The organism is Novimethylophilus sp. (genome assembly GCF_036504375.1).
In the GTDB taxonomy this organism is placed as follows: Bacteria; Pseudomonadota; Gammaproteobacteria; order Burkholderiales; family Methylophilaceae; genus Novimethylophilus.
Window position 1 is genome coordinate 1 of the sequence record NZ_DASXVH010000056.1, and the last position, 12,872, is coordinate 12,872.

At 58.9% G+C, this 12,872-nt stretch carries 15 protein-coding genes and 1 tRNA gene; 2 read left to right on the forward strand and 14 right to left on the reverse strand.

Translation table 11 applies throughout. The annotated features are described in order from the left end of the window. Both VGK14_RS08795 and rlmE read right to left on the reverse strand, forming a co-directional pair. Window positions 1–650, reverse strand: a 650-nt coding sequence (locus VGK14_RS08795; RefSeq protein WP_331508661.1) for an ATP-dependent metallopeptidase FtsH/Yme1/Tma family protein, incomplete at its 3' end; no start/stop codon positions are given. A 55-nt stretch (window positions 651–705) separates the two neighbouring features. Then, a complete protein-coding gene (gene rlmE / locus VGK14_RS08800) occupies window positions 706–1,335 on the reverse strand; it encodes a 23S rRNA (uridine(2552)-2'-O)-methyltransferase RlmE (protein ID WP_331508662.1) in 630 nt (209 codons plus the stop codon). Between the two features lie 41 nt (window positions 1,336–1,376). Here rlmE and yhbY point away from each other — a divergent pair, with 41 nt between their 5' ends. After that, window positions 1,377–1,670 carry a ribosome assembly RNA-binding protein YhbY gene (yhbY, locus tag VGK14_RS08805; protein WP_331508663.1) on the forward strand — a complete coding sequence of 98 codons (294 nt, stop codon included), beginning with the start codon at window positions 1,377–1,379 and terminating at the stop codon, window positions 1,668–1,670. Here the strand turns inward: yhbY and VGK14_RS08810 are convergent. The 9 genes from VGK14_RS08810 to VGK14_RS08850 all read right to left on the reverse strand — a co-directional run bounded on the left by VGK14_RS08810 (window position 1,657) and on the right by VGK14_RS08850 (window position 10,613). After that, window positions 1,657–2,106, reverse strand: coding sequence for a DUF4149 domain-containing protein (locus VGK14_RS08810; protein ID WP_331508664.1), 450 nt, complete (start codon window positions 2,104–2,106; stop codon window positions 1,657–1,659). The genes yhbY and VGK14_RS08810 overlap by 14 nt on opposite strands. A 16-nt stretch (window positions 2,107–2,122) precedes the next feature. Continuing rightward, window positions 2,123–2,599: a transcription elongation factor GreA gene (gene greA, locus VGK14_RS08815; RefSeq protein ID WP_331508665.1), complete on the reverse strand. Its 477-nt coding sequence runs from the start codon at window positions 2,597–2,599 to the stop codon at window positions 2,123–2,125. A 108-nt stretch (window positions 2,600–2,707) separates the two neighbouring features. Then, the gene (gene carB / locus VGK14_RS08820; protein ID WP_331508667.1) at window positions 2,708–5,911 is read right to left on the reverse strand and encodes a carbamoyl-phosphate synthase large subunit; all 3,204 of its coding nucleotides are present in this window, start codon (window positions 5,909–5,911) and stop codon (window positions 2,708–2,710) included. An 83-nt stretch (window positions 5,912–5,994) separates the two neighbouring features. Further along, the gene (carA, locus tag VGK14_RS08825; RefSeq protein ID WP_331508668.1) at window positions 5,995–7,131 is read right to left on the reverse strand and encodes a glutamine-hydrolyzing carbamoyl-phosphate synthase small subunit; all 1,137 of its coding nucleotides are present in this window, start codon (window positions 7,129–7,131) and stop codon (window positions 5,995–5,997) included. Window positions 7,132–7,252: 121 nt separating this feature from the next. Next, window positions 7,253–8,053: a 4-hydroxy-tetrahydrodipicolinate reductase gene (gene dapB / locus VGK14_RS08830; protein ID WP_331508669.1), complete on the reverse strand. Its 801-nt coding sequence runs from the start codon at window positions 8,051–8,053 to the stop codon at window positions 7,253–7,255. A gap of 63 nt (window positions 8,054–8,116) precedes the next feature. Continuing rightward, the gene (locus VGK14_RS08835; protein WP_331508670.1) at window positions 8,117–9,091 is read right to left on the reverse strand and encodes an outer membrane protein assembly factor BamE; all 975 of its coding nucleotides are present in this window, start codon (window positions 9,089–9,091) and stop codon (window positions 8,117–8,119) included. 338 nt (window positions 9,092–9,429) lie between these two features. After that, window positions 9,430–9,573 (reverse strand): hypothetical protein, encoded by a 144-nt coding sequence (locus VGK14_RS08840; RefSeq protein ID WP_331508672.1) that lies wholly within the window; start codon window positions 9,571–9,573, stop codon window positions 9,430–9,432. A gap of 369 nt (window positions 9,574–9,942) precedes the next feature. Continuing rightward, the gene (locus tag VGK14_RS08845; RefSeq protein WP_331508673.1) at window positions 9,943–10,365 is read right to left on the reverse strand and encodes a type II toxin-antitoxin system VapC family toxin; all 423 of its coding nucleotides are present in this window, start codon (window positions 10,363–10,365) and stop codon (window positions 9,943–9,945) included. Next, window positions 10,365–10,613 (reverse strand): AbrB/MazE/SpoVT family DNA-binding domain-containing protein, encoded by a 249-nt coding sequence (locus VGK14_RS08850; RefSeq protein WP_331508674.1) that lies wholly within the window; start codon window positions 10,611–10,613, stop codon window positions 10,365–10,367. The genes VGK14_RS08845 and VGK14_RS08850 overlap by 1 nt, the downstream gene beginning before the upstream one ends. 54 nt (window positions 10,614–10,667) lie before the next feature. Here VGK14_RS08850 and VGK14_RS08855 point away from each other — a divergent pair, with 54 nt between their 5' ends. Beyond that, the gene (locus VGK14_RS08855) at window positions 10,668–11,048 is read left to right on the forward strand and encodes a hypothetical protein (protein ID WP_331508675.1); all 381 of its coding nucleotides are present in this window, start codon (window positions 10,668–10,670) and stop codon (window positions 11,046–11,048) included. 74 nt (window positions 11,049–11,122) lie between these two features. Here VGK14_RS08855 and VGK14_RS08860 read toward each other — a convergent pair whose 3' ends face one another. The 3 genes from VGK14_RS08860 to VGK14_RS08870 all read right to left on the reverse strand — a co-directional run bounded on the left by VGK14_RS08860 (window position 11,123) and on the right by VGK14_RS08870 (window position 12,855). Continuing rightward, window positions 11,123–12,037, reverse strand: a complete 915-nt coding sequence (locus VGK14_RS08860; protein WP_331508676.1) for a site-specific integrase — start codon at window positions 12,035–12,037, stop codon at window positions 11,123–11,125. 278 nt (window positions 12,038–12,315) lie between these two features. Next, a tRNA-Thr gene (locus tag VGK14_RS08865) sits at window positions 12,316–12,391 on the reverse strand. Window positions 12,392–12,435: 44 nt separating this feature from the next. Further along, entirely contained in the window at window positions 12,436–12,855 is a 420-nt protein-coding gene (locus tag VGK14_RS08870; protein ID WP_331508677.1) for a ClpXP protease specificity-enhancing factor, read from the reverse strand. Window positions 12,856–12,872 lie beyond the last annotated feature (17 nt).

Genomic DNA, 12,872 nt, shown 5'->3' on the forward strand with positions numbered 1-12,872 from the left:
CTGAAAAACGGCACCTTGGCCTCGCCGGCAATCGCGCGCGCCAGCAAGGTCTTGCCGGTGCCGGGGTTGCCCACCATCAACACCCCGCGCGGAATGCGGCCGCCCAGCTTCTGGAACTTGGTGGGGTCGCGCAGGAAGTCGACCAGTTCGCTGACTTCCTCCTTGGCTTCGTCGCAACCGGCCACATCCGCAAACGTGACCTGATTGTTATCCTCGTCCAGCAGCCGCGCCTTGCTCTTGCCGAACGAGAACGCGCCGCCGCGCCCGCCGCCCTGCATCTGGCGCATGAAGAATATCCACACCCCGATCAGCAGCAGCATCGGGAACCAGGACACGAAGATGCTCATCAGCATCGACGGCTCTTCCTGCGGCTTGGCTTCGACCACCACGCCGTATTTCAGCAAGTCGGACACCATCCACGGATCGGCCGGAGCATACGTCGTGAAGCGCTTGCCGTCATTGCCGACGCCGTGCAGCACATGGCCCTCTATCGACACCTTGGCCACATTGCGCTGCTTCACCTCGTCGATGAACTGCGAGTAGACCAGCTGGGTGTCGGTGGCATGCTGACCGCCGAACTGATTGAATACGGTCATCAGCACCAGCGCCACCAAGAGCCAGATTGCGATATTCCTGAGGATATTGTTCATTGAAATTCCTAATGATTCCGCGTATCAGCGCGCTTCCATTCTAACCGATTACGCGTTAAACGCCAGCCTGCCGCCGACCAAGCCCCAGCAAATATGTTTCCGCGCTACGGTCGCGCGACGCCTTGGGTTTACGAATAACGACCTTGTTGAATTCGGGCTTCATTGTTCTGACCAGCTCGTCGAAGCCGCTACCGATGAAAACTTTGACCAGAAAGTTCCCCTGCGGTTTCAGCCATTGCCACGCGAAATCGAGCGACAGCTCGGCCAGATACATCGCACGGGCCTGATCGATCGATGCCACTCCACTCATGTTGGGGGCCATATCGGAAATAACAAGGTCCACCGGACTATCTTGCAGCAACTCTTCCAGCCGGGCCAGTATTTCCGCCTCGGTAAAATCGCCCCGGATGAATTCCACCCCCGGCAGGCCCTGCATCTCCAAGAGATCCAGCGCAATCACCCGTCCGCTGCCTTTCAGCCGCTCGACGACGACCTGCGACCAGCTGCCGGGAGCCGCGCCCAGATCTACCACCGTCATGCCAGGACGGATCAGTTTATCGCGCTCATCCAGCTCCATCAGCTTGTAAGCGGCACGCGAGCGATAGCCTTCCTTGTTCGCGCGTTTGACGAACTGGTCGCTGACATGTTCCTGCATCCAGGCCTTGCTGGTTCGGCTGCGTTTCATTTTTGCGGTTTGGTATACTGCTGCTTTAACGAAAGGGCCCCATGCCAGAACTCAACTCCAAACAGGTGCGCTTTCTGCGCTCCGCCAGCCACGACCTCAACCCGGTGGTCATGATCGGGAACAACGGCCTGTCCGAAACCGTGCTGCGGGAGATCGATCTCAGCCTGAAGGCGCATGAGCTCATTAAAATCAAGGTGCAAGGCGACCAGCGCGAATTACGGCTGCAGATCCTGCAGGAAATCTGCGACAAGTTGGGCGCGGCCGCAGTGCAGCATATCGGCAAACAGCTGGTGATCTATCGCCGGGCCGAACAGCCAAAAATCATCTTGCCCTGAGCACCAGCACCAGCCCCAGCAGGCTTTCCAGCAAATAAGCGATACTCGCCACGCCGTGCCAGGTGCGGAAGCGGTCGGCGAATACGCTCTGCATCACATCGGCAGGCAACGCCTGCGCCTTGAGCTGCGCCAGCACCGGCTGAATGCCGAAGTGCCCTGCCAGCGTCAGCAGCAGCATGGCGAAAACCGCCCAGAAAAAGGCTTGCTTCAAGGCTGCTGTGCCATAACGCGCCAAACGGTGAATCAGCAGATAGAACGCCGAAAACAGTCCGATGTAGGCAACCCACTCGAACATCTTGCCGGCCAAGGCTCCCGCCAATTGCCTGTCGGCCAGCGCATGGAACAGCGTCGGGGCCGCCAGGTAGCCGATGACCCACAAACCGCCCACCCAGGCGGTAACCAGCACCAATGCAAACCCATCTGTCCACCGGCTCATAAGCGATCCCAGCCTTTTAAATATATTTCACATCCAGTACTTCATACTCGCGTATGCCGCCAGGGGCCTGCACTTCAGCCACGTCCCCGGCATATTTGCCGATGAGTGCGCGCGAAATCGGCGAACCGATCGAAATTTTGCCGAGCTTGATATCGGCTTCGTCATCGCCGACGATCTGGTAGGTGACGCTATCGCCGCTTTCCAGGTCTTCCAGGTCCACCGTGGCGCCGAACACGCAGCGGCCGTCGGCGTCCAACTGCGCAGGGTCGATAATCTGGGCATGGGACAGCTTGCTCTCGACCTCGGCGATACGACCTTCGATAAAGCTCTGGCGCTCCTTGGCGGCATCGTACTCGGCATTTTCCGAAAGATCGCCATGCGAACGCGCCTCGGCAATCGCGGCAATCACGTTGGGGCGCTCCACACTCCTCAGGCGCTGTAACTCAGCCCGCAACTGCTCCGCCCCGCGCACTGTCAAAGGAATCTTGTTCACTTGCATTTTCCCGTGTTAAACCGTTATAAAGATTAAACCGTCAATTGGCTAAAAAAACGAAACCACACCGACAACTCGGTGTGGCTTCCGATGAGTCGAATGATAGACCTAGGCGAGTTTTCGATGCAAGCTTTGCAAGGATCCCACCTCGAGTTCGCTGATATGCTGCATGCCCGCACAGGCCGCCTTGGCGCCCGCCAGCGTAGTGTAATAGGTTACCTTATGCTGCAATGCACTGCGCCTGATTGCATAGGAATCCTGTACCGCCCGCTTGTCCTCGACGACGTTCACGATAAAGCTTATTTCGCCGTTCTTGATCATGTCGACGATATGCGGGCGACCTTCGGTCACCTTGTTGACCGGCGTCACCGCCAAGCCCGCGGCCGACAACACGCCCGCATTGCCGCGCGTCGCCACCAGCTGGAAGCCGAGATCAGCCAGCGACCGAGCGATTTCCACGACCTTTTCCCGGTCTTCGCGGCGCACACTGATGAAAGCCCTGCCGCCTGTCGGCAGCTTGGTGCCGGCACCCAATTGCGACTTGACGAAGGCTTCGGCAAACGTAGTGCCTACGCCCATCACTTCGCCAGTGGATTTCATTTCCGGGCCGAGGATGGTATCGACACCGGGGAACTTGATAAAAGGGAACACCGCCTCCTTGACCGAGAAATACGGCGGAATGATCTCTTTTTCAACCCCTTGCGACTTCAGCGTCTGGCCGGTCATGCAGCGCGCGGCAATTTTAGCCAGTTGCAGGCCGCAGGCCTTGGACACGAAGGGTACCGTTCTCGAAGCGCGCGGGTTAACCTCCAGCACGTATACGGTTTCGCCCTGGATCGCGAACTGCACGTTCATCAGGCCGACCACGCCCAGCGCCCTGGCCATCACCACGGTCTGGCGGCGCAGTTCGTCCTGCAATGCCTTGCTTAAGGAGTACGGCGGCAGCGAACAGGCGGAATCGCCGGAGTGCACGCCGGCCTGCTCCACGTGCTCCATGATGCCGCCGATCAATACCGCTTCACCGTCGCAAATCGCATCGACGTCGACTTCCTTGGCATCGTTGAGAAAGCGGTCCAGCAGCACCGGGCTGTCATTCGACACCTTGACCGCTTCGCGCATGTAGCGTTCCAGTTCGGATTGCTCCTGCACGATTTCCATCGCCCGGCCGCCCAGCACGTAGGAAGGACGCACCACCAGCGGGTAGCCTATCTCGACAGCCAGCCGCAGCGCTTCCTGCTCGGTCCTTGCAGTCCGGTTGGGCGGCTGCTTGAGGCCCAGGTCCTGCAGCATCTGCTGGAAGCGCTCGCGGTCTTCGGCGCGGTCAATCGCGTCCGGCGTAGTGCCTATGATGGGCACACCGGCTTTTTCCAGGTCGCGTGCCAGTTTCAACGGCGTCTGGCCGCCGTATTGCACAATCACACCCACGGGCTTCTCGACGGCGACGATTTCCAGCACGTCTTCCAGCGTCAGCGGCTCGAAATACAGCCGGTCGGATGTGTCGTAGTCGGTGGAAACGGTCTCGGGATTGCAGTTGACCATGATGGTTTCATAGCCATCCTCGCGCATCGCGAACGCGGCATGTACGCAGCAGTAGTCGAATTCGATGCCTTGACCGATTCTGTTGGGTCCACCGCCCAGTACCATGATCTTCTTCTTGTCTGTGGGCCGCGCCTCGCATTCCTCCTCGTAACTGGAATACATATAGGCGGTAGAGGTGGCGAACTCGGCGGCGCAGGTGTCCACGCGCTTGTACACCGGCCGCACGCCCAGCGCGTGACGCAATGCGCGTACCGCGTGCTGGTCGGTGCCCAAGAGCCGGGCCAGGCGACGGTCGGAGAAGCCGCGACGCTTCAACTGGAACAGTTCATCCTTGGCGAGGTCGCCCAGCACCCGCCCCTTGAGCGCCTTCTCGCGCAGCAGCAGGTCTTCGATCTGCACCAGGAACCACGGGTCGATCTTGGAATGGTCGTGCACTTCCGCAACGCTCATGCCGACGCGGAACGCGTCGCCCACGTACCAGATGCGCTCCGGCCCCGGCTCGCCGAGTTCCTTCTCGATCAGGTCGCGGTCGACGGTTTTTTCGTCCAGCCCGTCGACACCGACTTCCAGGCCGCGCAAGGCTTTCTGGAAAGATTCCTGGAAAGTGCGGCCGATCGCCATCACCTCGCCCACCGACTTCATCTGCGTGGTCAGGCGCGAGTCGGCCTGCGGAAATTTTTCAAAGGCAAATCTTGGAATCTTGGTGACGACATAGTCTATCGACGGCTCGAACGACGCTGGGGTCGCGCCGCCGGTGATGTCGTTCTTGAGTTCGTCCAGCGTGTAGCCCACTGCCAGCTTGGCCGCAACCTTGGCAATCGGGAAGCCGGTAGCCTTGGAAGCAAGCGCCGACGAACGCGACACGCGCGGATTCATCTCGATGACGATCATGCGGCCATCTTGCGGGTTGATCGAGAACTGCACGTTGGAACCGCCGGTATCCACGCCGATTTCGCGCAGCACCGCCAGGCTTGCGTCGCGCATGATCTGGTATTCCTTGTCGGTCAGCGTCTGCGCGGGTGCTACGGTGATGGAGTCACCGGTATGCACGCCCATCGGATCCAGGTTTTCGATCGAGCAGATGATGATGCAGTTGTCCTTGCGATCGCGCACCACCTCCATCTCGTATTCTTTCCAGCCCAGCAGCGATTCCTCGATCAGCAGTTCGTGCGTGGGCGAAGCCTCCAGCCCGCGCTCGCAGATGGCGATGAACTCCTCGCGATTGTAGGCGATGCCGCCGCCGGAACCGCCCATGGTGAACGAAGGACGGATAATCGCCGGATAGCCGATGGACGCCTGCACCTGCAGTGCCTCCTCCAGGCTGTGCGCGACGGAAGAGCGCGCCGACCCCAAGCCGATCCTGGTCATCGCCGCCTTGAATTTTTCGCGGTCTTCGGCTTTGTCGATGGCCTCCTTGGAAGCGCCGATCAACTCCACGCCGTATTTGGCCAGCACGCCGTGTTTATCCAGGTCGAGCGCGCAATTGAGCGCGGTCTGGCCGCCCATGGTCGGCAGCAGCGCGTCCGGACGTTCGGCGGCGATGATTTTCTCCACCATCTGCCAGGTCACCGGCTCGATGTAGGTGGCATCGGCCATTTCCGGATCGGTCATGATGGTCGCCGGATTGGAATTGACCAGAATGACGCGATACCCTTCCTCGCGCAGCGCCTTGCAGGCCTGGGCGCCGGAATAATCGAACTCGCACGCCTGGCCGATAACAATCGGGCCGGCGCCGATGATGAGGATGGATCTGATGTCTGTACGTTTTGGCATAAATATTTAACCGCGGATGATCGCCGATGAACGCAGATAAAACCGTTTTCTTAGAATCGGCGTTTATCGGCGATCATCGGCGGTTAATTAGCTTTTCGCTCTTCCATCAAATGAATAAACCGGTCGAACAGATAACTCATTTCGCGCGGGCCGGGGCTGGCTTCGGGGTGGCCCTGGAAACTGAACGCCGGTCTATCGGTGCGCGTGATGCCTTGCAGGCTGCCGTCGAACAGGGAGACATGGGTGGGGCGGACGTTGGCCGGCAAGGTCGCCGCGTCTACCGCGAAACCGTGGTTCTGGCTGGTGATGAACACGCGCTTGTCGTCGACATCCTGCACCGGATGGTTGGCGCCATGGTGGCCGAACTTCATCTTCATGGTTTTGGCGCCCGAGGCCAGCGCCAGCAATTGATGGCCCAGACAGATGCCGAACGTCGGGATACCGGTGTCTACCAGCGTGCGGATCGCGCGGATCGCGTAATCGCAAGGCTCCGGATCGCCGGGGCCGTTGGACAGGAAAATGCCGTCCGGTTTCAGCGCCAGCGCCTGTTCGGCCGTTGCCTGCGCCGGCAACACTGTGACCTTGCAGCCACGCGAAGTGAGCATGCGCAGAATATTGCGTTTGACGCCGTAATCGAAAGCGACGACGTTATATTTAGGCGCCTCGGCCTTGGCATAGCCCTCGCCCAGCGTCCACTCGCCTTCATCGCAAACATAAGGTTCGGTCGAACTGACGACCTTGGCCAGATCCATGCCGGCAAGCCCGGGGAAACCGCGCGCCAGTTCCAGCGCTTTCGCCTCATCCACTTCGCCGGCCATGATGCAGCCAGCCTGGGCGCCTTGTTCGCGCAGGATACGGGTGAGCTTGCGGGTATCGATGTCGGCAATCGCAACGACGTTGCCGGCCTTGAGGTAATCGGATAGCGGAAGGTTCGCGCGCCAGTTGCTGACCAGCAACGGCAAATCGCGAATCACCAATCCGGCGGCATAAACCTTGGCGGACTCGACATCCTCGGCGTTGACGCCGTAATTGCCGACATGCGGATAGGTCAGGGTGACGATTTGCCCGGAATAGGAAGGATCGGTGAGGATTTCCTGGTAACCGGTCATCGAGGTATTGAACACCACTTCGCCGACCGTGGAGCCGGAAGCCCCGATGGATATGCCTCTAAACACGGTTCCATCTGCGAGTACGAGAATGGCTGGCGTATTTTGCGGCACGATCTAACCCCTTGTGTTGCTTAACTATTGTCGCCCGATGCGGCGGATGTGCAAAGCGGGGCGGACTCGTCATCCACCCCGCTTCGAATTTACGAGATTATAGCCTAACGGCGGCCGCTGATCAACGCAGGCCCAGTACGTCCTGCATGTCATACAGCCCCGACTTCTTGTCGGCCAGAAATTTTGCGGCGCGCAAAGCGCCCAGCGCGAAGGTGGCGCGGCTGCTGGCCTTGTGCGTCAGCTCCACCCGCTCGCCGATGCCGGCGAACAGCACGGTATGATCGCCCACCACGTCGCCGCCGCGCACCGTGGCAAAGCCGATCGTCGCGGGATCGCGCTCCCCGGTCACGCCCTCGCGGCCATACACCGCGCACTGCGCAAGATCGCGCCCCAAAGCCGCCGCGGCGGCCTCACCCAGGCGCAACGCGGTGCCTGAAGGCGCATCGACTTTATGCCGATGATGCGCCTCGATCACTTCGATGTCATACCCTTCGGACAATACTTTTGCCGCAGCCTGGACCAGATTGATCAGCAATGTCACGCCCACGCTCATATTGGGCGCGAATACGATCGCGACATCCCTTGCGGCATCGGCAATCGCCTGCTTTTGCTCCGGGCTGAAACCGGTGGTGCCGATGACCAGTTTGGTGCCGGAATCGCGGCAGACGGCCAGGTACTCCATGCTCGCATCGGGACGGGTAAAGTCCACCAGCACATCGGCGCCTTGCAGCGCCAGCCCCACTTCCGCGGAAACTCTAACCCCGCAAGGCGCGCCGATCAATTCGCCGGCATCGCGACCGATGACGGCCCCGTCGGCGCGATCCAACGCCGCATGCAAATGCAATTCGGCGTCATCGATAACGCCTTGCAGCAAGGCATGACCCATACGGCCGGTACTGCCTGCAATGACCACATTCAACATTTGAAACCCGATCTTTTAGTTAGGGCATCACCCGGCTATGCCTCATGCGCCTGCCCTGAAAAATTAAAAGCCAATTTTTTCCAGCATTTTCTCAAAGAAATCGGGCGAGTCCTCAGGCGGCAGATCCTTAGGCGGCTGCGGCGCGATCATCGCCCGGCTCTCAGCCTGCGGCTGAGATTTTGCTGCCGGCGCCTTTTCCGCGGCAATCGCCTTCGAACCGGGCCCGACCTTGGACACATCTACCGGCTTGCTTGCCGGCACAGTCGCGGCCTTGGGCTTATCGTCATCGCCCCAGAATTTCAATTTGTCGAGCAAGCCCCGCTTTTCTTCCCGGGGCTTGGTTTCCGCAGAGGATTTAGTCTCCGAAGACTTGGCCGCTGGCTGCTGCGTTTGCGCTTGAGGCGCAGTTTGCACGGGTTGCGGCTTGGGCTGCATAGCCTCGTCCATCAAAGGCGGCAACGGCGCCTCGGTCGGTGCAGCCTTCGCAGCGGACTCATCCGGAGCAGTCCGTCCCGGGGTGGGGGTGGGGGTGGGCGCCGGCTTCGCTTTCGCCTGTTCCGCAGCTTCAGGCTGCGCCTTGGGTGCAGCCTGCTCGTCGCCATCCCAGAATTTCAGCTTATCCAGCAGCCCCTTTTCCTTGGGGGCAGTTTTAGCCGGAACCGGTTCAGGCTGAGCAGCGGCAGCCGGCCGTGCGGACGCATCGGGACCGGCAGGCACGACATCGCCGCGCACATGCGCCAGAGTATCCCCCTCGAACTCCAGTATCACCCGGCGCTGCTCGATGATCCTGCCTTCCTTGCGCATCTGGTAGAAATAATCCCAGCGATCGGTATGGAAGCCATCGACCAGTAACGGCGTCCCCATAATGAAGCGCACCTGCGATTTGGTCATGCCGGGGCGCAATTGCATCATCATCTTGGGAGTGACTACATTGCCCTGCTGGATATCCATCTTGTAGGGCTTGATGGTAGGCACATTAGCCGAGTAGGAGCCGCAGGCGACGCAGAACAGGGCGAGCAATATTGTTGGGTAACGCATTGGTTATATTTCAGCGGAAAATAACCTTAATATTAGCACAGCGCGAGCAGGCTACCAGACCGGCAACAAAAACGGCGCCTCATGAGCGCCGTTTTCAGTTTTATTGATTGGCACGGCCGGCATACAACAATCCTCTGCGAGCCGCTACAGACAATGACTTGTGTTTTTAATTCTCAATTTTCACCCGTTTGAAACGTTGCTGGACTGCTTACTCTGCTGGCTGATTGGCCAGCGCCCGGGCGAGTTTTGCCGTTCATGTTGGGGCGCTGGTACGTTATGCATAATTATGGAAATGATTATGCTGCACTGCCTGGTGCACTTGCCCCCTCCCAAGCCGATCAGGGATTAAAAAAATCGTTGCAGTCCGGAGGCGCGATGATGATGTGCTCGCCACCTTCAAGGCGGTGCTCTCTGTTTGTCCAAACCTCGTAACGGAAATCTGGCTTCTCTCCGTTTTCAATAGCAATCATGCGACGTGCCATGGACAACCAGTTGCGATGCGCCTCAATACACTGTGGGTTCCGGTCTCTTTACCGTGATATGACTTTAGGAGATCGCCGTGCAAATACGCCTCATTGAGAATAGTCCACCAGTGAACAGCAATTTTCTCAGCGGCCTCTATACAGCCTGAGGCCGTGTAACTCCCGCTCGGATCGGGCTCCGCAGTTTTTATGCGTGTAGAATTGGCGTCAGCCATGATGCTTACCCCCTGTTTAGGTCTTGCGTTGTGGTTAGGGGCGGCTGCTGGTCCACCTCTCACAATTCGCCAGCTTTCCCGCTTTCCCCATGTACCGCATGGGGACGGTGTTGCACTATGCCGCTATCTGTTATCGGATATGCCCATAGGCACTTCAAAATCCGGCAAGATTCAGCCCTTTCCGCTTCGCATTTTCCGCCAGCGTCCCGTCAAGGGTAGCCATGTGGCTTGCGCCCAATTCCAACGCTACGGCAAGGTGCAGCGAATCCCCGGCGCGCAGGCCGTGCTGGTGGAGCTTGACCATTTCAGCCGCCTGGCTGAATGCGCCACGGCTGATAGGGGCAAACCTCAGCCCACCAGCCGCCAACAGATCAAATTCCTTGCGCACCCGTTTTGCGTTGGCTTCGGATAGCTGGCCGGTGCGTTGCTTGATGGAAATGGCGCTGGAGAATTCAGTCAGCAGCCAGTCGCCACTGATTGGCGTATCTCGTAATCCGGCATACCAAGCGGTCACGTCCGGCGTTTTCGGCTCGACTGTCAGCAATGCCACAATGACACTGGTGTCCACGTAGATCATCAGTAACGCGCCTCTTGCCGCATCCGTTCCACAACCGGTTCCGTCATCGGCATGGAGGCGTGCAGCTTGGCAAGTCGGCTCAAAAAGGCGGCCTTGTCGAAAGCCTTTTCTGGTGCCAGGGTGATTTCGCCCGCCGGGGTAATGCTGGCCTCAACACTGTCACCCTCTTGCAGCCCAGCAGCCCGCGTGCATTCGACGGGCAAACGCACTGCAAGACTGTTGCCCCATTTCGCTATCTGCAATCTCATTTTTTACACCAATTTGTTTATACAAGTAGATACATATTAGCACTCCAGGAGGCTATGGCAAGCACTCATTTTTCACTTATCCGGCCGTGCCATAAAGGCGGCCAGCAGGGTAAGAACAAGCGCGGCATTTTGCAAAGACCATGCACGATTGAATGCGGCTTGCGCTGGAGCTGGCCGCCAACATTGCGCCCATGCACTCGCCCGACACCCGCGCCAACCCTTGCGCCACTGGTGCTGATCGTTTTGCAGCGGTTTTCGTTTTGGCGTTTGGACGACATGGGGCGGCCTGAAACAAGCTGCCCCGAACGCCCCGAAAAGTCGGGGCGGCTGCAAGCCAATAACGACGGCCTGCCCCGACTGTTTTTTAATACGGGCGAGCGGAAAACCGGCATTTTTCGCCATGATTTGCACCAGGTCAGGCCTCCCCTTTTTTGAACTTGAGCACCCTGCCACCATCCCGCATGGACTCCAGTTCATCCGCCCACCATTGGGCAAGTTTGCGCCTTTCCTCAATGGTAGGTTGCCCGGTTGTAAGTCGCCCTGATCGCATCCCTGTCCTTATGCGCCAGCGCCGCCTCGATTACGTCATGGCGGAATTGCCCGTGTTTATTGGTCATGGTGCTGAAGAAATGGCGGCAGCCATGCGGAACGGTGCGGTATTCAGGCCACAGTAGCTTGAATGCCTTGGTGAGCGTCATTTCCGAAATCGGCTTGGTAGGGTCATTGCCGGGGAATAGCAGGCCGGTGTAGCTGGTGAGCGGTTCCAATTCCTTCAAGGCTGCCACCGTTTGCCGCGATAGCGTTACTGTGTGCGGCTGGCGGGTTTTCATGCGCTCCTTGGGGATAGTCCATTCGGCTTTGTCCAAGTCGAACTCGCTCCAGGTCGCTGCGCGTAGTTCGCTGGGGCACTTGGCCGTGAGCATCAGCAGCCAGATCACCAGCCTTGTCTCCGGCCTGCCGTGGTAGTCGGTCAGACGGCGGAGGAAGTCGCCGGCATCGTTGCGGTTGTGAAAGGTCGGGTAGCCCTCGCTTTCCGGTTTCTTGAGTACGTCCACCAGGCAGGAAGCCGGGTTATCGCCTTTCAGCTTGCCGGTGGCCTTGGCGTAATCAAACACTTGCCGCAGCCATGCACGGCATTTGCCCATCAGTTCCAGAACGCCGCGAGCTTCCATCACTTTGAGGGTGGAGAGCAGCAAAGGAGGGGTGATTTCCTTGACGGGTAAACTACCGATGCGCGGGTAAACATTGGCCACAAAGGTGGCGATAATCTTCTCCCGGTAGGAGTCGGAGATTTTGTCCTTCACCCCCAGCCACTCGATAACCACGGATCGGAAGATCGTCTCTGCATCGGCTGCCTGTGCCTCTGCCAGCCGGCGCTTTTGCTGTACCGGGTGTGTGGCGGAGCTGGGCGTATTTCGAGTCATTTCGAGCCGTGGGATGCACCAGCAGGGTGAGGCCGTTGCCATCGCCCAGCTTGCGCGGTTTGTCCGTGGGCTTGGCGTTGCGCACCTCGACATCGGATAAGAGTTCGGCGGCCATGGCGGGTAAGGATTCCCCGGGTAAAAATCGTTACCCGTCTTTACACCCGTCTCCCTGGTGGATGTTAATGGATGCGCCGGGACGTGAAAAGACAATAAAGCCGCTTAACTATCCGGTTTTATTGAGTTTTCAGGACTTGGCCGGACTGCTTGGGATGGGTATTTGGTGCCGACGGCCGGAATTGAACTGGCGACCTTCGCATTACAAGTGCGCTGCTCTACCAACTGAGCTACATCGGCGTGGGGAGGAATTTTACCAGAACTCCCCGGCAGGTAGTATCGAACTATTTGACTACCTTGAGGCTGGGCCTTCCTTTGGGCGGAGGCGGGGGCGTGTTTTCATCGGGATGGGAAGTGTCGGCAACTTCGACCCCGGCTGAGGACACCGTCTGGGGTTCCGCTTCAAAAAACAGGCCCTGGCCATTTTCGCGCGCAAAAATACCGCGCACCGCGGCCATCGGAACATGAACGTTGCTGGACACGCCATTGAAGCGTGCGGAAAAAGAAATCGATTCATTTTCCAACTGCAGCCCCTTGGTCGCCGAGTAATTGATATTGAGGACGATTTCTCCATCTTTCACATACCCCATGGGCACGCGTGTATTTGCGTCCACCGCCACCATCAAATGCGGGGTCAGGCCATTGTCCACGCACCATTCATAAAGCGCGCGGATCATATAAGGTTTGGTCGAGGTTGGTTCCATAATCGTCCTCTGCCGGC